The organism is Amycolatopsis sp. VS8301801F10 (assembly GCF_046195355.1).
Taxonomy (GTDB): Bacteria; Actinomycetota; Actinomycetes; order Mycobacteriales; family Pseudonocardiaceae; genus Amycolatopsis.
Genome location: NZ_CP176065.1, coordinates 1065012 through 1085283 on the forward strand (window position 1 = coordinate 1065012; position 20272 = coordinate 1085283).

At 69.1% G+C, this 20272-nt stretch carries 18 protein-coding genes; 11 read left to right on the forward strand and 7 right to left on the reverse strand.

What is annotated here, in order from left to right:
* Positions 1–268 precede the first annotated feature (268 nt).
* The 5 genes from F9C11_RS05135 to F9C11_RS05155 all read left to right on the forward strand — a co-directional run bounded on the left by F9C11_RS05135 (position 269) and on the right by F9C11_RS05155 (position 6809).
* The gene (locus F9C11_RS05135; RefSeq protein WP_409183754.1) at positions 269–2653 is read left to right on the forward strand and encodes a serine/threonine protein kinase; all 2385 of its coding nucleotides are present in this window, start codon (positions 269–271) and stop codon (positions 2651–2653) included.
* A gap of 388 nt (positions 2654–3041) precedes the next feature.
* Positions 3042–5411 carry a nitrate- and nitrite sensing domain-containing protein gene (locus F9C11_RS05140; protein ID WP_409183755.1) on the forward strand — a complete coding sequence of 790 codons (2370 nt, stop codon included), beginning with the start codon at positions 3042–3044 and terminating at the stop codon, positions 5409–5411.
* Positions 5412–5453: 42 nt separating this feature from the next.
* A complete protein-coding gene (locus F9C11_RS05145; protein WP_009071597.1) occupies positions 5454–5879 on the forward strand; it encodes a roadblock/LC7 domain-containing protein in 426 nt (141 codons plus the stop codon).
* Positions 5876–6241, forward strand: a complete 366-nt coding sequence (locus F9C11_RS05150) for a DUF742 domain-containing protein (protein ID WP_037807351.1) — start codon at positions 5876–5878, stop codon at positions 6239–6241. The genes F9C11_RS05145 and F9C11_RS05150 overlap by 4 nt, the downstream gene beginning before the upstream one ends.
* A complete protein-coding gene (locus F9C11_RS05155; protein WP_101436420.1) occupies positions 6222–6809 on the forward strand; it encodes an ATP/GTP-binding protein in 588 nt (195 codons plus the stop codon). Before F9C11_RS05150 ends, F9C11_RS05155 begins: the two co-directional genes overlap by 20 nt.
* A 61-nt stretch (positions 6810–6870) precedes the next feature.
* On the opposite strand, the gene F9C11_RS05160 is transcribed toward F9C11_RS05155, so the two are convergent.
* Both F9C11_RS05160 and F9C11_RS05165 read right to left on the reverse strand, forming a co-directional pair.
* On the reverse strand, positions 6871–8244 hold the full coding sequence (locus tag F9C11_RS05160; protein ID WP_409183756.1) for a tryptophanase: 1374 nt from the start codon (positions 8242–8244) through the stop codon (positions 6871–6873).
* A 45-nt stretch (positions 8245–8289) separates the two neighbouring features.
* The gene (locus tag F9C11_RS05165) at positions 8290–9387 is read right to left on the reverse strand and encodes a tryptophan dimethylallyltransferase family protein (protein WP_409183757.1); all 1098 of its coding nucleotides are present in this window, start codon (positions 9385–9387) and stop codon (positions 8290–8292) included.
* Positions 9388–9718: 331 nt separating this feature from the next.
* On the opposite strand from F9C11_RS05165, the gene F9C11_RS05170 reads away from it, so the two are divergent.
* The gene (locus F9C11_RS05170) at positions 9719–10258 is read left to right on the forward strand and encodes a DinB family protein (RefSeq protein WP_409183758.1); all 540 of its coding nucleotides are present in this window, start codon (positions 9719–9721) and stop codon (positions 10256–10258) included.
* Between the two features lie 758 nt (positions 10259–11016).
* Entirely contained in the window at positions 11017–12366 is a 1350-nt protein-coding gene (gene pcaB / locus F9C11_RS05175) for a 3-carboxy-cis,cis-muconate cycloisomerase (RefSeq protein WP_409183759.1), read from the forward strand.
* 69 nt (positions 12367–12435) lie between these two features.
* On the opposite strand, the gene F9C11_RS05180 is transcribed toward pcaB, so the two are convergent.
* The gene (locus tag F9C11_RS05180) at positions 12436–12912 is read right to left on the reverse strand and encodes a DUF4383 domain-containing protein (RefSeq protein WP_409183760.1); all 477 of its coding nucleotides are present in this window, start codon (positions 12910–12912) and stop codon (positions 12436–12438) included.
* A gap of 218 nt (positions 12913–13130) precedes the next feature.
* Positions 13131–13577, reverse strand: a complete 447-nt coding sequence (locus F9C11_RS05185; RefSeq protein WP_409183761.1) for an anthrone oxygenase family protein — start codon at positions 13575–13577, stop codon at positions 13131–13133.
* Positions 13578–13667: 90 nt separating this feature from the next.
* Here F9C11_RS05185 and F9C11_RS05190 point away from each other — a divergent pair, with 90 nt between their 5' ends.
* Positions 13668–14246, forward strand: coding sequence for a TetR/AcrR family transcriptional regulator (locus F9C11_RS05190; RefSeq protein WP_409183762.1), 579 nt, complete (start codon positions 13668–13670; stop codon positions 14244–14246).
* Positions 14247–14365: 119 nt separating this feature from the next.
* Entirely contained in the window at positions 14366–15232 is an 867-nt protein-coding gene (locus F9C11_RS05195) for a hypothetical protein (RefSeq protein WP_409183763.1), read from the forward strand.
* A gap of 3 nt (positions 15233–15235) precedes the next feature.
* Here the strand turns inward: F9C11_RS05195 and F9C11_RS05200 are convergent, their stop codons facing one another.
* Together F9C11_RS05200 and F9C11_RS05205 are read right to left on the reverse strand one after the other, a co-directional pair.
* Positions 15236–16453, reverse strand: a complete 1218-nt coding sequence (locus F9C11_RS05200) for an alpha/beta hydrolase (RefSeq protein ID WP_409183764.1) — start codon at positions 16451–16453, stop codon at positions 15236–15238.
* A gap of 155 nt (positions 16454–16608) precedes the next feature.
* Positions 16609–17571 carry an alpha/beta hydrolase gene (locus F9C11_RS05205; RefSeq protein ID WP_409183765.1) on the reverse strand — a complete coding sequence of 321 codons (963 nt, stop codon included), beginning with the start codon at positions 17569–17571 and terminating at the stop codon, positions 16609–16611.
* A 160-nt stretch (positions 17572–17731) separates the two neighbouring features.
* On the opposite strand from F9C11_RS05205, the gene F9C11_RS05210 reads away from it, so the two are divergent.
* Positions 17732–18205 carry a MarR family winged helix-turn-helix transcriptional regulator gene (locus F9C11_RS05210; RefSeq protein WP_409183766.1) on the forward strand — a complete coding sequence of 158 codons (474 nt, stop codon included), beginning with the start codon at positions 17732–17734 and terminating at the stop codon, positions 18203–18205.
* 49 nt (positions 18206–18254) lie between these two features.
* On the forward strand, positions 18255–19103 hold the full coding sequence (locus F9C11_RS05215) for an SAM-dependent methyltransferase (protein WP_409183767.1): 849 nt from the start codon (positions 18255–18257) through the stop codon (positions 19101–19103).
* A gap of 175 nt (positions 19104–19278) precedes the next feature.
* Here the strand turns inward: F9C11_RS05215 and F9C11_RS05220 are convergent, their stop codons facing one another.
* A complete protein-coding gene (locus F9C11_RS05220) occupies positions 19279–20208 on the reverse strand; it encodes a patatin family protein (RefSeq protein WP_409183768.1) in 930 nt (309 codons plus the stop codon).
* Between the last annotated feature and the right edge of the window lie 64 nt (positions 20209–20272).

Genomic DNA, 20272 nt, shown 5'->3' on the forward strand with positions numbered 1-20272 from the left:
CCCGGACGGGCGAGGGGCCGACGGCGTGGCCGGCGCCACTTTCACCGGAACGGGTCGCTGGCATTCCGTCAATTCCCGAATGCCACGGAAATCCCGCCCGACCGGGCGACAAGGAATCACCCTCGGTTCGCCACCGCCGCAATTATCCTCGCCCCGCCTGGGTCCGCCGAACGCTGAAATGGCGGATTGGCGCGACGGCGAAGCTGTGCGGGAATGGTTTCCGTCGCCGGAGCACCGGAGAAGCGCACACGTGGAAGGATCCACTTTTATGAACGTCCGGCACGAGGCATTCTGCCTCGCCGATCCGTGGTTCTTCGACCGCCGACGGGAAGTATCCGCCGATGACCTGGCAGCCGCCCCGTACAGTCCACAATGGACGGTAGAGCAGTGCGAGCACTGGCGCTACCTCCGCCCCGTCGGCGCCGGATTGCCCGAACAGGGCTGGGCCGTGGAGATTTCCGCCGCACCGGGCAACGTCGACCGGGTACTGGACCGCGTCCGCGAGTACTGCCGGGACCGTCGCCTGCATCACCGGCACCTGCGTTCCCGCTCGATTTTCCTCGACCGCAATGCCGAATATCCGACGACCGGCGGAACCGGTGCGCTGGCCACTATTTATCCTCCCGACAATAACGCGCTGGAACGGATCCTCGACGATCTTTCCGAACTCCTCGCCGGCGAGCCCGGCCCGGATATCGACGGCGCGCTCCGCTGCGGAGAATGCCCGGTTCACGTGCATTACGCCGGATTCGTGCACCTGTGGACCGAGCACGGCGGCGCCCGCGTGCCCGCTCTGCGCAGGCCGAGCAGCGCGCTCGAACCGGCGCCCCAGGGCCCGGACTTCTCCGTGCCCAGCTGGGTCCGGATTCCCGACTGCGTCGCCGAGTACACCGAGGCTCCAGTGCCGCCGCACCCGGTCGTCGAGGTGCTCCGCCGAGCCCACGGCACGGCCGTCTACCTGGCCGAACGCGGCGGCGAGCGGGTGCTCGTGGAGGAAGCCTGGCCCTACACCGGACTGGACGCGGACGGCGTCGACGCGGTCGCGCGGCTGGAACGCAAGCACGACCTCTTCAAGCGGCTCGCCGGCATCCCCGGCATCCCGAAAACCCACGCGTACCTCGCCGGGCAGCGCCACTACCTGGTCCGGGAATACCGCCCCGGCCTGCCGCTGGACGTCTGGCTCACCCGGCATTACCCGCTCACCCGCCGCGACTGCCCCGAAACCGACCTCGCCGCCTACCGCAAACAGGCGCTGTCCGTGCTGGCGCAGGTCGACCGCATTGTCGCCGAAGCCGCCGAACGCGGTGTCGTCCTCGAAAACCCGCACAGCATCCTGGTCGACAGCTCCGGCACGGTGTCGCTGACCGGCTTCGACCGCGACGAAACCGCCCTCCGGCTGCGTCTCTTCCTTCCGCTGGCCCCGCTCTACCACCTGGTGCCGGACCGCCTCCGCTGGGCCGCCGAGCTCACCGAACGCCGGTTTTCGCTGCCCGCCGGATACGCCGACCGCATCGCGCCGCGCACCGAACCCCCGCACACCGAACTCGACGAACCCCGTCCCGATTGGAGCCTGGTGCGCAAGCAGATCGCCGAAGCCCTGCTGGCGTGCGCGACCCCGGAGCGCGCGGATCGCCTGTTCCCCGGCGACATCGAGCAGTTCCGCGTCGGCGGCGCGACCTTCGGCACCGGTGCGGCGGGCGTGCTGCACTCGCTGCACGTCGCGGGAGCCGGCCGCTTCCCCGAGCACGAGCAGTGGCTCCTCGACGCGGTCGAAGGACACCAGCCCAGCCGCGCGGGTTTCTACGACGGCAGCCACGGAATCGCTTACGTGCTGGAGGAATTCGGCTACCGCAAGGCCGCGGCCGCCCTCCTCGCCGCCTCGCGCGCGCTGGTCGACCAGACCGTCGGCCACGACCTCGCGAGCGGGCTGGCCGGCATCGGCCTGACCCGGCTGCACTTCGCCGCGACCCGCGGCGACAACGAATTCGGCAGGCAGGCGCTGAACATCGGCATCCGGCTCGCCGAGGCGCTCGACACCGCGGAACCGCCGGGCGCTTCCGCGCAGGCCGGGCTGCTGTACGGCTGGTCCGGCCCGGCGCTGCTGTTCCTGCGCCTCTACGAACGCACCGGCGAACCGGCCTGGCTGTCGTTCGCCGACCAGGCGCTCGAACGCGATCTGGAGGAATGCGTCCCGGCGCTGGACGGCTCGCTGCCGGTCCGCGACGGCAACCGGGGTTCGCGGCGCGGGGCGGGAATCGGCAGCGCCGGGATCCTGATCGTCACCGAACAACTGGCGCGCTACCGCTTCGACGCGAAGGCCGCGCGCAGCCTGCCCGCGCTTCGCGTCGCGTGCCGCGGGGAGTTCGCACTCCATCCGGGCTTGTTGAACGGCCGCTGCGGGCTCGCCGCCGGACTGGCCTTCAGCAGCGCCCCGGACCGGCGCACCCAGGACGCGATCGAACGGCACCTGACGCGGCTTTCCTGGTACGCGGTCCCGTTCCGCGGCGGCCTTGCCTTCCCCGGCACCCGCCTGCTACGACTGTCCGCCGACGTCGCCACCGGCGGCGCCGGAGTCCTGCGCACTCTCGCCGCGCTTCAGGACGGCACCGAATTGCTCCCATTCCTCGGCCCCACGCCGCGGATCCCGCACTAGTCCACTGTGGACGGTAGTTGTCGACATGTCAATTCGCCGACAGTTCCACCACGCGGAACCTCGGCTGAGTGTCCGGACACTTTTTGAATCACTCATTCAGCCCAGCCCGCTGGTCCGAAAACCGCAACCAGGCCCGGGGCCTCGAAAAACGCCGGGGTAACTCGCCGCTACGGTCGGTAGCCGCCGTCAAGACGGCGTTCGGCTGCTCGTTCAGCGGAACCACGAGGCCCTCGTTCGTGATAGAAACCGGGGCTGTTCCGTTCGGTGGGCCTACGAAGGGTGTATCCGAGATTTCCGTGACGAGGACCACTCGCACCCACTGGCGTGTCCGCTTCCCCGGCCGTGTCCGCACTCTCGCCGAGGGTGACCCAGGAGTTCGTGAATCATCGTGGAGAACAAGGACGATCCCGGCAAGGCGTACGACAAGTCGATCCGGAAGAGGCTGACCCGGACGGTCCTGATCCCGAGCATCACCCTGCTCGTGCTGTGGGCGGTGCTGGCGACGGCCTTCTTCATCAACGGCTTGTACGTGCGGCTCGTCGCGGGCTCGGTGCGGGACGTTTCGATCCCCGCGCTCACCGCGCTGTCGTCGCTGCAGCAGGAACGCCAGCTCGCCCTGCAGTACCTCGACAGCCCCAGCTCCGGCCCGCAGCAGCTGCAGCAGCAGGAGCAGGACAGCGACGGCAAGCTGAAGGGGCTGCAGGACGCCTTCGCGGCCACCATTTCCAGCGCGCCGGACGAGATCGCCGGCAAGGTCACCGCGCTCAAGGCGCAGCTCGACCAGCTGCCGGTGCTGCGCTCGCAGGTCAACTTCCGCAGCATCAACCGCGCACAGGTCAACGCCTACTACAACGGCGTCCTCGACTCCGCGGCGACGCTGTTCGACACCCAGGCGCGCATCGTCCCCGACGCGACCGCGGTGCAGGGCGCGATCTCGGCGACCTCGCTGTTCCGGGCGGGCGACCTGATGTCGCGCGAGACGTCGCTGGTGTCGGCCGCGTTCTCCGGCGGCGCCTTCGCCCCCGACGACTTCGTCCAGTTCTCCCAGCTGGTCGGCTACTACCGCACGCAGCTGGCGCAGATCTCGCCGTTCCTCGAACCGGCGGTGCGCCAGCACTATCAGCAGCTCTCGACGAGCGACGCGTGGAAGCGGCTCAACGCGGCCGAGGACTCGCTGATCAAGCACGGTCCGTGGACCAGCAGCGACCAGAACAGCGTCCCGGTTTCGGCGGGCGACTGGCACGCGCTGACCGCGCAGGTCGCGCAAGGTCTGAACCAGCTCACCATCGAACAGGCCGACCAGGTTTCCGCCGCCGCGATCGACTCCGGTAACGCGCAGCTGCGCAACGCCATCATCGGCAGCATCGTGGCCCTGCTCGCCTCGCTGGCCGCGATCATCGTCGCGGTGCGGGTGTCCCGTTCGCTCGTCGACCGGACCCTGATGACGCGCCTCGAGCGGCTGCGCAACGACTCGCTCGACCTGGCGCGCAACCGGCTGCCGAACATCGTCCGCAGGCTCAAGAGCGGCGATCCGGTGGACATCGAGGCCGAGCTGCCGAAGCTGGACCACGGCCGGGACGAGATCGGCCAGGTGGCCGAAGCGTTCAACACCGCGCAGCTGACCGCGGTCAACGCGGCGGCGAGCGAGGCGAAGGCGCGCAGCGGCGTGCACAACGTGTTCCTCGGCATCGCCCACCGCAACCAGGTGCTGGTGCACCGGCAGCTGCAGATCCTGGACGAAATGGAAAGCCGCGAAGAGAACTCGACCCAGCTGGCGTCGCTGTTCCAGCTCGACCACCTCGCCGCGCGCGCCCGGCGGACCACCGAGAACCTGATCATCCTCGGCGGCAAGCAGCCGGGCCGGCGCTGGCGCAAACCGGTTTCGCTGATGGAGGTGCTGCGCGCGGCCGTCTCGGAAACCGAGCAGTACTCGCGGGTGCAGGTCGAGCAGGTGCCGGACGTCGCGATCGTCGGCACCGCGGTCGCGGACACCATTCACCTCATCGCCGAGCTGGTCGACAACGCGACGTCGTTCTCCCCGCCCGGTTCGCAGGTCGAGGTGACCAGCCGGATGGTCGCGCGCGGCGTCGTGGTCGACGTGTCCGACCAGGGGCTGGGCATGAAGGAGGGCGTGCGCGAGTGGGCCAACGCGATGATGGCCGACGCGCCCGAATTCGACGCGATGGCCCTGCGCGCGGACTCCAGCCTCGGCCTGTTCGTGGTCGCGCGGCTGGCTTCCCGGCTGGGCATCACGGTCACCTTCGACCCGTCGCGTTACGGCGGCACCCGGGCGACCGTGCTGATCCCGTCGAACCACCTGGCCGACGCGAACGCGCCCGAAACCGCGGACGAGGCCCCGGCGCTCGCCCAGGTCGGCGCGCCCGCGCAGGAAAGCGCCGCGCAGCGACCGGCCCCGGAGGCAGCGCAGCCGGCGCCGCGGCCGTACCCCGCCCGTCCGCTTCCGACGCCGAACCCGCGCACCCCGGAGCCGTATCCGCCGTCCGCGGGCCAGATCCCGGACGTCCCGGCGGCACCGCGCGTACCGGTCGCCGAGGAGCCCGACCTCAGCGGGCTGCAGGGCGACGACCGGCCGCGGCTCCCGCGCCGCCAGCCGCAGCAGAACCTGGTCGCTCAGCTGCAGGACGATCCGACCGCCGAGGACATCGACGTGACCAACGCGGGCGAGACGACCGCACGGACGCTGATGGCGTTCCACAAGGGCACCCGCCGGGCGCGAGGCGGGCAAAATGACTCATAACGACCGAACACCTCACCACACCGAAAGTCAGGGTCTGTCCGCATGAACGAGTACGGGAACTCCACCCCTGATCTCAACTGGCTGCTCGACGACGTCGTCAACCGTGTCGTCGGCGCGCAGAACGCCATCGTGCTGTCCGCCGACGGCCTGCTGCTCGGCAAGTCGTCCGGGATGAGCAAGGACGACTCGGACCAGCTCTCGGCCATCGCCTCGAGCCTGCAGAGCCTCGCCAAAGGGGTGAGCAGGCAGTTCAACCGCGGGCCGGTGCTGCAGAACATGATCGAGATGGAACGCGGGTACCTCTTCGTCTCGGCGGCCGGGCAGGGCGCGTGCCTCGCCGTGCTCGCCGGCGCGGACATCGACGTCGAAATGATCGCGTACGAGATGAACCGATTGGTCAAGCGCGTCGGCGACTACCTGGCGTCGGCCCCGCGCGAGGCCGCGAACCTGCTGCGGGAGGCGACATGAGCGACGACGGCTGGTACGACGAGGCCGCCGGGCCGCTGGTCCGGCCCTACACCATCACCAGCGGGCGGACGCCGTCCGAACACCAGCTCGACCTCTCCACCCAGGTGATGACGCTGCAGCAGGGATCGGACCCGGTCGGGCTCGGCCCGGAGCACTTGGCGATCACGCAGCTGTGCCGCAGACCCTTGTCGGTGGCCGAGATCGCGGTCTACGTCAAGCTGCCGCTCGGCGTCGTGCGCGTGCTGTGCGGGGACCTGATCGACCGCGGCCTCGTCATCACCCGCGCCCCGTCCCGTCAGCCGGCCCAGGTGCCGGACCACGAAACTCTCCAGGCGGTTCTCGATGGCCTCATCAAGCTCTGAAGACGCCGCGGCGTCGGTGCCGACCCCGGTCAAGATCATCGTCGCCGGCGGGTTCGGCGCCGGGAAGACCACGATGGTCGCCTCGGTCAGCGAAATCCCGCCGCTGTCCACCGAGGAGGTGCTCACCGAGGCGAGCACCGGCGTCGACGACCTTTCCGGCGTGGAGCACAAGAAGACCACCACGGTCGCGCTCGACTTCGGCCGGATCACCATCTCGCCGCGGCACGTGCTGTACCTGTTCGGCACCCCGGGCCAGGAGCGGTTCTGGTTCATGTGGGACGACCTGGCGCGCGGCGCGATCGGCACCGTCGTGCTGGTCGACACGCGCCGGCTGGAGACCAGCTTCGCGGCCGTCGACTTCTTCGAGCGGCGGAAGATCCCGTTCGTCGTCGCGGTGAACTGCTTCGACAACGCGCCCCGCTACACCCCCGACGAGATCCGCGAGGCGCTCGTGGTGCCCGACGGCGTGCCGATCGTGATGTGCGACGCGCGGCAGCGGGATTCGAGCAAGATCGCGCTGATCCGGCTGGTGAAGCACGCGATGACGGTGGTCCCGCAGCCCGCCTGAGCCGGGGATTTCGGACCAGCGAGGGGGTTCCCGGCGCGGGGAGCCCCCTCGTTCGCTTTCCTCAGTGGACCGGGGCCATCCGGAGATTGAAGTGCCGCAGGATCTTCGGCGCTTCCACGATCCGGTAGCCGGGCACCCGCTCCGGGTTTTTCGCGATGTCGCGCAGGATTTCGGCCACGTAGTCGTAGTGGCCCTGGGTGTACACGCGCCGCGGCAGCGCCATCCGGACCAGCTCGAACGGGGCCGGGGTGATCAGCTCGTTCTGGTCGTCGAGGGTGCCGAGGTAGAGCGAACCCAGTTCCACGCAACGGATTCCGCCCTCCAGGTACAGCTCGCAGGCCAGCGAATGGCCGGGGAACCGGGATGCCGACAGATGCGGCAGCAGGCGACCCGCGTTGAGGTAGAGCGCGTGGATGCCCGGCGGCTGCACGATGTCCACCCCGGCGTCGTTGGCCTGCTTCGCGAGCCGGGCCGCCTCGCCCGCGCGCGCGGCGAGGTAGTGCGGATCGACAACTTCCTGCAGTCCCTTCGCGACGCGGTCGAGGTCGTGCGCGGCGAGGCCGCCGTAGGTGCGGAAGCCCTCGGTGGCGATCAGGTTGGTTTCGCAGGCCTGGGCGAGTTCCGGGTCGGTCAGGCCGATGAACGCGCCCATCGGCGAGATGCCGTCCTTCTTCAGGCTCGCGACACAGCCGTCGACCAGGCTGAACGCCTCTCGCGCGACCTCGCGCGGCGTCTTGTCCGCGTAGCCCGGCTCACGCTGGATGACCAGCCACGCGTTTTCCGCGAACCTCGCGGCGTCAAGGAAAACCGGCACGCCGTGCGCCCGCGCGAGCTTCGCCGCCGCGGCCAGGTTGGCCATCGAGACCGGCTGTCCGCCGCCGCCGTTGTTGGTGATGGTGAGCAGCACCTGGCCGACGCGAGCACCGTCCGGTCCGGACAGCAGGCGTTCGAGCGCGTCGAGGTCGATGTTGCCCTTGAACGGTTCGAGGCTGTCGAGGTCGCCGAACTCCGCGCAGGGCAGGTCGATCGCCTGGGCGCCGAGCAGTTCGACGTTCGCGCGGGTGGTGTCGAAATGCGTGTTGCTGACCGAGATCCGGCCGCTTTCGAGCACGCTGGAGAACAGCACGCGCTCGGCCGCGCGGCCCTGGTGCACCGGCAGGAGGTGCGGGTATCCGGTGAGGTCGGCCAGTGCGTCCCGGAAGCGGTAGAACGAATCCGACCCGGCGTAGGAACGGTCCGCGGCGGCCGCGGCGGCCTCCTGTGCGGTGGAGACCGCGCCGGTGCCGGAGTCGGTGAGCAGGTCGATGCTGACCTTGTTCGCGGGCAGGTTGAAGGCGTTGTAGCCCGCCGCGGCGAGTGCTTGTTCCCGCTCGGCACGAGTGGTGACCGGGATTTCGGCGACGACTTGGGAACGGTACGGCGGGAAGGTCCGCATCAGGGTGTTTCCTCCAGTTGTGGGTGACAGCCGAAAACTACCGCGTCAGGTCATTCGGCCGAGCACCGGCCGCTTTCTCGGCGGCGCTACCGCATAAGCCTCGGAGGACAGATACACCGTGATTCCGGAACCGAATTCGCCCATGCGCAACGACACGTGCGCGATCAGTCCGACACCGTCGCGCAGCGGCCGGTTCGAAACCGCTGCCAGCGCTTTGTCCAGTTTTGTCGGGTCGAAGTCGTACTGCGCGAGAATGGCGTGCACGCGAGCCCGGGCCACTTCGTCGTCCGGCACATAACTGCGGATCGGGAGATAAATACTGTAGTTTCCGGGAGTGCCGCCCATCCCTTCGACGAACGAATAACTGGAAATCAGCGGACGGCCTTCGAAGGGGCCTTTTCCGCCGCCCAGCACGGCGAGGAACTCGCGGATCAGCATCGGGTCGGCCCCCGGCACCAGCTCGGCCGCGCGCACCGCGTCCTCGGCCTCGGCGGCGTCGTGCGAGACGTACACCTTGACCCGGGACAGCGGATCGTCGTCGAGGTCGAGCGCGAAGAAGGTGAAGTTGTCGCGCTCGCCGCGGCGCAGCGCGTGCTCGACCACCGGGTCGAACGCCTCGCTGAGGTTCAGCCGCCGGAACCCCTCGCTGACCAGCGAATCCGCCATGGTCGGGCCGCCGATCTGGGGGTTCAGGTACACCTTGATCTTCGGTGCGGAGCCGTTGCGGAAGATCAGCGAGTACCACAGCGTGAACGGCCCGCGGCGCTCCTCGTGCGGGAGGAAGAGGTCGGCCACCGCGTCGAGCCGGTCGGTGACCAGGCCGTACTCCTCGGCCACCTGAGCGAGGAACGAGCGCGGGTCCGGGGCCCCGACGGTCTCGCCGAGAACCCGTACCACACAATCGCCATTGGCGTCGAATGCGACCGAGAATTCCACCGGCGTGGTGTCGTCCGCCACATTGCACGGGAACTGCGCCGGAGCGTCGACGGTCAATTCCCCGGACTCGCCGAGCAACAACCGGAGAAGTTCCAGGTGCCGGCGTTCTTCCGGATCGAATCCCACTGCCCGGCACAGCCGGTCGAGTTGCCCACCGGCGTGGCTGTACATCGACAACTCGACCATCGGCACACTCGCTCCGACCATGGCGCTGTATTCACCGTTTCATTCGTGCGTCCGGCCCCGGGAAGCATCCGCCGTTCGGCGGAGCGGGCGCTCCCGGGCCGCCGAGAAGATTAATCCCCGGAATGCCGATCACGATACCTCTGACGGAGCGACAACACGCTGCGGGAACCGTGCCTGAGTGTGCTGATCAACACCGGAATTCACCTGAATTCCGCATCGACAGAAACGGATTCTGCGGCTACCCGGCCCCGCCATGTGGTCTAGCCCACTGCTGCGCGCGGCCGGTGTCCCGTGCACCCGATGCGACGGCTCGGCGCCGAAAATTGTCGGTGGCGGGTGAGACGCTCGTCTCATGACCCAGATCCCGAAGCATCTGTCCAAAGTCGCCGAGAGCGACCGCCCGCCGATCCCCCGCGTCGCCGACGAACGCGAGACGCTCCTCGCCTACCTCGAGTGGCACCGGGAAACCCTCGCGCTGAAGTGCGCGGACTTGAGCCAGGAAGCCGCGTCGGCGCGGGTGATCCCGCCGTCCACAATGTCGCTGCACGGCCTGGTCCGGCACTTGGCGGGCGTCGAACGATGGTGGTTCCGCATCCAGTTCGCCGGCGAGGACGTCCCGCTGCTGCACTATTCGGACGACGACCCGGACCAGGACTTCGACCGCCTGGACGGAGATTTCGGCGAGGCACTGGCTTTGTGGCGCTCGGAGTGCGCCCGAAGCCGGGAGATCGTGGCGGCGGCTTCGTCGCTGGACGCACAGGGGGTCGGAAAGACCACGGGAGAGCCGTTCTCGCTGCGGTGGATGCTGCTGTCGATGACCACGGAGTACGCCCGGCACAACGGACACGCAGACCTGCTGAGGGAGGTGACGGACGGGGCTACCGGACGGTGAGACGAGCGGCGGCCTCGGTGGTGGGGCTTGAGTGGTGGGGCTCGGTGGCGGGGCTTGAGTGACGGGCTTGGCTGCGGACGGGCAGCTGCTGGCGGGAAGCGGAGGAAGTGGAGGCGAGGTGATGCGGTGGAGAATCCGGGGTCAGGCGACGTGGTGCCGGTGAATCCTGGGCTGGGATGAGGATGCTCGGCGCGCGGCTACTCGCTCAGCGTTCGGTGCTCGGCGTTCGGCGCCCGGTGCCCGGTGCCCGGTGCCCGGCGCCCGGTCCTCGGTGCCCGGCGCCCGGTGCCCGGTCCTCGGTGCCCGGCGCCCGGTGCCCGGTCCTCGGTGCCCGGCGCCCGGTGCTCGGTGCTCGGTGCTCGGTGCTCGACGCTCGGCGCTCGGCGTTCGGCGTTCGGCCACGGTTCAGCTGAAGCGATCGGCGCGCGACGATTGCTTCCATGAGCCGGGTCCAGTCGGGTCCAGCCGAGCGCACGCCGCACCGGCCATACGCACCTCTCACCGGCCACGCGCACTCGGCAGCCACGCACCCCGGCAGCCAAGCGCGCCTCGGCAACCATGCGTGCGTCGGCAGCCAAGCGCGCCTCGCCAGCCATGCGTGCGTCGGCAGCCAAGCGCACCCCGGCAGCGGTGCGAGGCACCATCCTGCCCGTCGCAGCCGGTCAGCGTAGCCCGTGCCCCAGCCAGACCACCCCGCTCACGGCACCGAGCGCTCAGCGACCCCCTCGCCGAGCACCCGGCGTGCGATGCTGGACGGCATGATCGCCGATCCTGACTCCGGCTTGCTCTCCCCGGTACGTGCCGGGACCCCGGCCGAAGCGGTAACCGGGGACCGGGCGTTCGTCGCCGCGATGCTGGAAGCGGAGGGTGCACTCGCGCGGGCGCAGGCGCGGCTTGGCACGGTCCCCGCCGAGGCGGCCGGGCGCATCACCGCTGCGGCGCGGTCGCTGGGTGAGGGCGAACTCGACGTCGTCGAGCTGGCCCGCGACGCGCGTGCGACCGGGAATCCGGTGGTCAGCTTGGTGCGCGCGCTGTCCGCCAAGGTGCCGGACGTCGCTGATTACGTGCACCGTGGCTCGACCAGTCAGGACATTGTCGACACGGCGATGATGCTCGTCGCGCGGGACGTGCTGCGGCTCGTCAGCGCGGACCTCACGGCGATCGCGCACGCCCTTGCCGCGTTGGCGCGTGCCCATCGCGGCACGGTCATGCCTGGGCGGACCCTTACCGCGCATGCGGTTCCGACGACTTTCGGCCTGAAGGCAGCAGTCTGGCGGCAAGGGGTACTGGAGTCGGCCCGCCGGATCGCTCGGCTGCGGCTGCCGGTGTCGCTCGGCGGTGCGGCCGGGACATTGGCCGCGTACGTCCAGTACGGCGACGGCACCGACGACTACGCGGAACGGTTAGTCGCCGCCTTCGCCGAGGAAACCGGTTTGACCGCGCCGATTCTGCCGTGGCACGCGGATCGCGCGCCGGTCGCCGAATTGGTTTCCGCGTTGGCTGGGGTGACGACCGCGTTGGGCAAAATCGCGGTCGACGTTCAGGTCCTGGCTCGCACGGAGATCGGCGAAGCAACCGAAGCGAGCGGCGGCGGGTCTTCGGCGATGCCGCACAAGCAAAATCCGGTGCGGTCCGCGTTGATTCGCTCGGCGGCGTTGCAGGTGCCGGTGCTGGCGGCGGGGGTTACGCAGTCCGGGTTGGCGGAAGACGAACGCTCGGCTGGGGTCTGGCAGGCCGAGTGGCAGCTGTTGCGCGAATGTCTGCGGCTGACCGGCGGTGCCACGCACACGGCGGTGGATTTGGCAAAGGGACTGGACGTTCACGCGAATCGCATGCGGGAGAATCTCGCGCTGACCAACGGGTTGATTGTCTCGGAACGGCTGTCGGCGGCGTTGGCGCCGATGGTCGGCAAGGCCCGCGCGAAAGAATTGCTCAGCACCGTTTCTCGGCGCGCGATCGAGGAAAACCGTCCGCTGGCGGAAATCTTGGCGGACACCCCGGAACTCCCGGTCGACGCCGCCACGCTGGCCGAACTCCTCGACTCTGCGCAGTACGTCGGCGCGGCCGCACAATTGGTGGACCGGGCATTGGAAGACACCGCGGAATAAGCACGAGCGGGACCGCTGCCGGGGCTCCGGCAAGCGATCCCGCTGCGCGATCACTCCATTGTGGACCAGTTAGTGGGCCAAGCCGTGCCCGCCGGTTTCGGGACGACGCGGCGGAACCGCCGGATCGACCTCGACGGGTTCCTCGTCCTCCGGAAGCAGAACCCCGTGCCGGGCCGGCAGAACCGCGGTCAGCAGGCCGAGAACCGCGATGCCGAGGTGCAGCCAGTTGTCCGCGTCGGCGAGGTTGAGCGGGTTGCCGAGGCCGGACACCGGATTGACCGAGATCGTCCCGGCGAGCATCAGGCCCCAGACGAACAGCGCGCCGTACCCGATGAAGAGCAGCCAGCCGAACGTCCGCGCGCGGCCGGAACCCAGCGCCAGCAGCAGGCCGATCACGCCGGTCACCACGTGGACGACGTTGTTCAGCGGATTGGCGGAAAACCGCCACAAAGTGACACCGTGTCCGGTGAAATCCCCGAACCCGGACTTCACGAGCCCGATGATGCCGTAAGCGAGAAACAAGACCCCGAGCAGAACGGCGAGCACCTGAGCAGGCTGCACCCCTTCCACCCGAACGCGGGCTCGATGCGCACGAACCATGACTCCAGTCCTTCCCGTACCGACATGACGGTGGGTCAACCCTGACGGAATACCCCCGGTCAAACCGGGCCGAAACCCGAATCCGGCCGTCCGGCGAACGCCGGCTGGGGCTGCTGAGGCTGCTGAGCCGGACGAGGGCCGAGTGAGGCACCGCGCGCCCGGGCTCAGACCAGCGCGGCGACCAGCAACGCGAAAGCGGCGACGATCACCGCGACCCGCGCGTAGTGGTAGCGGTCCCAGCGGCTCATCTGCTCCTTCCAGTCCGCGGGCCGGTTCTCCGGCGTCCACGTCTTGCCGCGGTTGTTGATCGGGACGAGCAGCAGAATCGACATCACCACGCTCGCCACCAGCAGCCCGGCGCCGAGCACCACCAGGCCGGAGCCGGGCCGGTCCCACGCGAGGATCGCCCAGAGCGCGCTCAACGCGAGCGAGCCGAAGTACCAGAACGGCATGAGCGCGCCGAGCATCCGGCCGCCGTGCGCGCGGCCCTGCTGATTGCTGTCGTCGGGGAGCCCGTTGAGGATCGGGTTGATGACGAAGGCGACCGAGAACTCGACCCCCACCATCACGCCGACCACCACGATGGTGCAGACCGCGAGTGCGCTGAGCATGATGACCTTCCCAAAATCTAGCAGTGCTAGCTGATGGAGCGACGCTAACATTGCTGCCGCTCGGTTGTCTAGCAGTGCTAGGCTTGGCTCATGTCGGTACTTGCCCGCAAGCAGCGCGAACAGGCGGAGCGCGAGCGCCTCATCGTGGCCACCGCCCGCGAACTCGCCGAACAACAGGGCTGGGACGCGGTCACCACGCGCCGGCTGGCTGAGCGCATCGAGTACAGCCAACCCGTTCTCTACAGCCATTTCCGCGGCAAGCGCGAGATCATCGGCGCGGTCGCTCTCGACGGAGCCGCCGAATTGGCGGCGGCGGTGCGCGCCGCGACCCGCGACGTCGACGGAGCGCGCGCCCGGGTCACCGCACTCGCCCGCGCGTATCTCGACTTCGCCGAGAGCCACCCAGCGGTCTACGACGCCATTTTCCAGCTCGACGGCGGCCTCGCGTTCGCCCAGGACGACACGCCCGAACCGCTGAAGGACGCCTTCGCCGCCCTGCTGGAAACCCTCGGCGAGGTCGCCGGGGACGGGGTCGAACCGGGCCTGTTCACCGAGTTGTTCTGGGCGTCCCTGCACGGGATCGCGACCCTGACCCGGGCGGGACGGCTGCCGCGCGAGCTCGCCGAGCAGCGGATCGAACTGCTCGTGGAACGCCTCGTCGTGGTCTGATCCGCCGCTGCTTGCCCGCAGCCCTCCCGAGCGTCACGCGTACTGGCCGGTACCGAGAGCCATCCCACAAACCCGCCCCATCCGGCGAACCCTGATCAGGTGATCGGGGAAGTCGGGGCATGCGCAGGGCGAACACGTTCCTTTTGCTCGGCCTCGTTCTCGGTGCGGTTCTCGCGTTCCTGGCCACCGAGGCGGAGCCGTACCGGCAGGTGGTCACCGCGGCCGCGCCGACGTCCGGGGCGGGCGGCCTCTCCCCGGCCACCGACTCGAGTGCCCCCAGCCCGAGCAGTTCGGCACCCCAGCGGGGCATCGAACTCAGCACCGAACTTCCCGCGCTCGTCCCGCAAGGACACGTCAGCGTGGTCGTTTACGACCGCACCAAAGGGACGACTCCGGTTTCCGTCGACGCGCACCGGCACTACACCTCGGCGTCGCTCGTGAAGCTCCTCATCGCCTTCGACGCCCTCGATCGCGGCACGAATCCGGCCACCGTGCGGGAAATGCTGTCCCGCAGCGACGACGACACCGCCAGCCGGTTGTGGGTCGCGGGCGGCGGAACGAAGATCGTCCGGGACGCGGTGACCGAACTGGGCCTCGCCGAAACCACCCCGCCGGACAACCCGGGACGGTGGGGCGACACGGAAATCACCGCCGCCGACATCACGCGCGTCTACCGCTACCTGATGGACCAGGCCCCGGCCCAGCACCGCGCGACGATTCTCCAGGCACTGGGCGACACCACCGAAAACGGTGCCGACGGATTCCGTCAGTACTTCGGCATCCCGGACGCGCTCGGCGACGTTTCCTGGGCGGTCAAACAGGGTTGGTCCTGCTGCAACCCCGGACGCATCCTGCACACGTCGGGCCTGGTCAAGGACAACCGGTACCTCGTCACCGTCCTCACCGAGAATCCCCGCTCGGTCAGCTACGACACCGCCAAAGCCCAGGTCACCGAGGTGGTCAAGCACCTGCCCGGGATCCGCTGAGCGTCACTGCTCCGCCGCGGTCAGCCCGCCCCGCGCGCCCGTGCTCGGCAGCGGCCACGGCTTCACCCCGCCGGTCACGTCGGCCCGCGGCCCGGGAGCCGACGGACCCGGGATCCGCTGCCCGATCCACGTCAGGACGTCCGGCAGCTGCGCCTTGAACGTGTTCATGTTGTGCCCCGCGTCCGGAATCCGCCACGTCGTGAACTGCACCGGCGGCTGCGCGGCGGCCCGCATCTGGTCGACCGCACGGCTTTCGTTCTGTTCCTTCTCCCCGGAGATCGCGAGGAGTTCCAGCGGGGCCGGGTGCAGCCGGACGTTGAGCTTGACGTTGTTCGCGTCCTCGATGTCCTTGCGGCCGCGGAAAAGGTTCTCGGTTTCGCCGTCCACCTGTGCCTTTTCGTAGCCGCTCACGCTCGCCGCCTGCGCATACCACTGCGGATGCCGCGTCACGAGATTCAGCGCGCAGTAGCCGCCGGACGACCAGCCCGCGATCGTCCACGCGCGCCGGTCCGGATTGAGGCCGAGGCGCTGGATTCCCCATTCGCGGACGTCCGCGGAGAGGTAGGTGTCGTTGGGGCTTCCGTTGACCTCGTCGACGCATTCGGTGTCGTGGCCGATCTTCGGCGTTCCGGTCGGGTCCGGGATCAGCACGATCACCGGCGGCAGCAGGTGCTTCGAGATCGCCGAGTCGAGCTGTTCGGGAAGGTGGTACCCGACCGGGGCGGTGGTGACCTCCGGGCCGGACGGGTAGTTCGGGATCCAGACGATCGCCGGGAACCGCATCGCCTTGTACGGATGCTGGAAGTATTGCGGCGGAAGGTAAACCGTGACGTCGCGGGTCAGGCCGGTGCGCCGTCCGGTCACCGTCACGTGCGCGATGGTCCCCTTGCCGACCCGCGCGTGCGCCACCCCGAGGTCGCGCGCCCGGCCGAGGTCGACGCCGTTGTCGCCGCCCTCCACGTCGATCCCCTCGGCGGCGAACGCGCCGGTCCCGAGCAGCGAGCCGAGCGTGGGGAAGAATCCGCCGATCATGTTGCCGGTCAAGCCAAGGGTGACGATCACGAGACACAGCGCGACCAGCACGGTGGCACTGCGGCCAATCTGCTTGCGCTTGCGCCATTTGTCCCAGAACCACGGAACCGAGACGACGGCGAGGAACGCGAGCACGCCGACCACCGTGAGCGTGACGGGTGAATCCAGCCTGATTTCGCTCAGGTGCACGGGAACCTCCAGGACCGATCGCGCGCCCGGAAGGCGGGACCCGCTGCTCTAGATACGTTCGAGGGGCCATCCTCGTTGTGATCACGTGACGTCGATCACGCCGGAATGGCCCCGGCGAACTCAGCGGAATCTCAGGATTGCCCGTTCGTTCCTGATCAGTTGCCGAATGCGCCCCGCAACACCGTGATCGCTTGGGTAATCGCCGCTTCGGCCGCATGCGTTTCCCGGAGCGCGTTCACCATCACGAAGTCGTGGATCACGCCCTGGTACCGGACCGCCGTCACCGGCACGCCCGCCTGACGCAGCTTCGCGGCGTACGCCTCGCCTTCGTCGCGAAGCACGTCCGCCTCGCCGGTGATCACGAGCGCCGGCGGCAGTCCGGCGAGCTGCTCCACAGTGGCGCGAAGCGGCGAAGCGGTGATCTCGGCGCGCTGTGCCTCATCAGTCGTGTACTGGTCCCAGAACCACTTCATGCCTTCGCGGCTGAGGAAGTAGCCCTCGGCGAACTTCGTGTACGACTCGGTGTCGAAGGAAGCGTCGGTGACCGGGTAGAACAGCACCTGCTGCAGGAACTTCACGTCCCCGCGCTCCTTCGCCAGCAGCGTCAGCGCCGCAGTCATGTTTCCGCCGACGGAGTCGCCCGCGATCGCGATTCGCGTGGTGTCGAGCCCCTTCTCCGCACCGTGCTGGACAACCCACTTCACGGCGGCGTAGTTCTCTTCGATCGCGACGGGGTAACGAGCCTCCGGCGAACGGCTGTATTCCGGGAACACCACTGCCGCACCGGCTCCGGCGGCGAGTTCGCGGACGAGCCGCTCGTGGGTGTGGAAATCGCCGAAGACCCAGCCGGCGCCGTGGATATAGACGAGCACCGGCAGCGGCCCGGCAACGCCCTCCGGCTTCACGATCCGGACCTCGACGTCGCCGTTCGGTCCACCCGGGACGGTCAGCGTCTCGATGTCGGCGGGAGCGAGCTCGACGGCGCCGTCCTGGACGCCGTCGACCGCCTTGCGGCCCTCGGCGGGCGGGAGCTGGAAAAGGTACGGAGGCTGGTCGGTGGCCTCAGCGAACGTCTGGGCGGCCGGTTCGAGGACGAGGTTCTGCGGGTTCGCGGTCATGGCTTCCTCCGGTAGCGGATCGGACCTGATGAACATAGCTCGCAACTTAGTTGTGCACAATTAAAGTGTCCTCAATGAGATATAGAGCACTTGAGTTGCCCTTCCCGCCCAGCCGAGAGAAGATGGAGAGCTGGCGGAAGAACCATCCGGGAGGCCACCGATGACCAGCCCAGACACCGGAGAAACCGGCTCGCTGCTGCTCGACGACCAGCTGTGCTTCGGCTTGTACTCGGCGTCCCGGGCAGTCACCGCGCTCTACCGCGCCCTGCTCGAACCGCTCGACCTGACGTATCCGCAGTACCTGGTGATGCTCGCGCTGTGGCAGCAGGACGAGCAGCAGGTCAAGGAACTCGGCGCCGCGCTGAACCTCGACTCCGGCACCCTGTCGCCGCTGCTGAAGCGGCTGGAGAAGGCCGGGCTGATCAAGCGCGAACGCCAATCCGACGACGAGCGTTCGGTCCGCATCCGGCTGACCGACGAGGGAACCGCCTTGCGCGCCAAGGCGGAACGGATTCCGCCGCACGTCGGGGCCGCGATGAACCTGGACAACGCCGAACTGGCCCGGATGCGGGCCGCGATGGATCAGCTGACGGCTTCGGTCAACGCCTACCGCGAGTCCTACCGGCCGAGCTGACCGCGGCGCCATGGTTAGCATGAGCGCGAGGGCGAGCGTGAGGACGGCGATGAGCACACAGGACGAAGCACTGCGCGCGGTGGAAGCCAGCCTGGACCGGCCGTCGGCGGCCCGCGTCTACGACTACTTCATCGGCGGCACCACCAACTACGCGATCGACCGCGTTTTCGCCGAGAAGGTGCGCGAACGGCTGCCGCTGATGGGCGAGTACTGCCGCACCAGCAGGCAGTTCCTCGGCCGAGCGGTGCGCCAGAGCGTGCGCGAGGGCATCCGGCAGTTCGTCGACATCGGCTCCGGCCTTCCCACCGCGGGCAACGTGCACGAGGTGGCCGACGACGAACGCCCGGAGCACGACACTTCCGTGCTGTACCTGGACAACGAGCCGGTGGCGCTCGCGCATTCGCAGGTGCTGCTCGCCGACACCGCGGACGAGGAGCGGCACCAGGCGATGGCCGCCGACCTCCTGCAGCCCGCCGAATTGTGGGACCGGGTCGCCGATTCGGACGTGATCGACGTCCGGAAGCCGGTGGCGCTGATCGTCAACGCGGTGCTGCACTTCATCAAGGACGAACAGGACCCGGACGGCATCCTCGAGTTCTATCGCAAGCAGCTCGCGCCGGGCTCGCTGCTCATCCTTTCCCAGATGACCAACGAAAACCCGGTCGACGAAAACGAACGCCAGGCGCTGGTCGACATCATCAAGTACTACGAGTCCACCACCAACCCGGGCATCCTGCGCACGAAAGCGGAGTTCGAGCGCTTCTTCGGCGGCTGGCCGCTGCTCGAACCGGGCCTGGTGTACGCGCCGGCGTGGCATCCGGACGCCGACACGGTGTTCGCGAAGGCGCCCTCGGAGTCGCGCGTGATCGGCGGCGTCGCCCGCAAACCCGAGGCCTGAGGCGGGTTTCCCACCCGGCTCGGGTGGAGACGCGGGACGGTCCGGACACTGGGCCCTCCGTCCACTTAGGACTTGACTACGCCATCGACGCGGTGCGCAGCGTCGGCGGTGCGGCAATCCTGCCGTATCTCGCGGTTTCCCTTGCCGCCCAACGGCTCACGGTGCGAGGCCGCGCTCACGACGCCCTGCGCAGCCCGTCCAACGCCGCGTAAACCGCCTCCCGGCCCAGCTCCACCGCACGCCGCAGCACGGCCGGATCCCGTTCCAGCACCACGACATCCGGAGCACCGGCTGGCGGCCGAACGCTCGCCAGCCGCGGATCTTCCCGCAATTGGCGTTCGTCCTCCAGATCCCGGCGGTACTGCGTCCGCCAGGCGTCGATGGTGCCCGGCGCGTGACGGCGGAGAAACCGCGGCACGACCACGTCCTGCACGCGCGGCGGCGGCACCGGAGGTTCGTCCTCGCGCCGGGTCCGCAGCACGAGCACGTCCGTCGCGCCCTGGCTGAGCGCGGTACGGAACGGCAACGGCTCCGCGATCCCCGCGTCCACGAACCTCCGCCCGCCCATCGCGATCGGCGGCCCGGCCAGCACCGGCATGCACGACGACGCGGCGAGCGCCGTTTTGATCCCGTCGACGTCCTCGACGAACGGGCGCAGATCGGTCGACTCGCCGGTGTCGGCGTCGGTCGCGAGCGGGTGGAAGCCGACCGGATTCGCCAGGATGGCCGGGAAATCCATCGGTTCGAGCACCGAGTAGACCTGGTGCACGAGGTACTCGAGATCGATCACCGCCCGGCCGCGCAGGGTGTGCAGCGGGTTGATGATCCGCCGCATGACCGCCGGATTCCACCAGGTCCGCACGCCGGTGCGCGAGCGCCCGCACAGCAGCCACGCCGCGTTGAGCGCGCCGGCGGAGGCGCCGTAGACGTCGTCGAACGCCTGCGTGGCCCCGAGTTCGTCGAGCGCGAGCACCATCCCGCTCGAATACGTGCCGCGGCTGCTGCCGCCCTCGACCGCGAGCGCGAGCCGGCGCCCGTCCGTCCGCCGCCCCGGCACGCTTCCTTCGGCGATCCGCGCGGCGAGCAGTTCCAGAACCGGGTGCACCTCTCCATCTTGATCCTTTCCGGCGCACCGATCGACCCGTTTTGCCCCCTCCGCGGGTGACGTG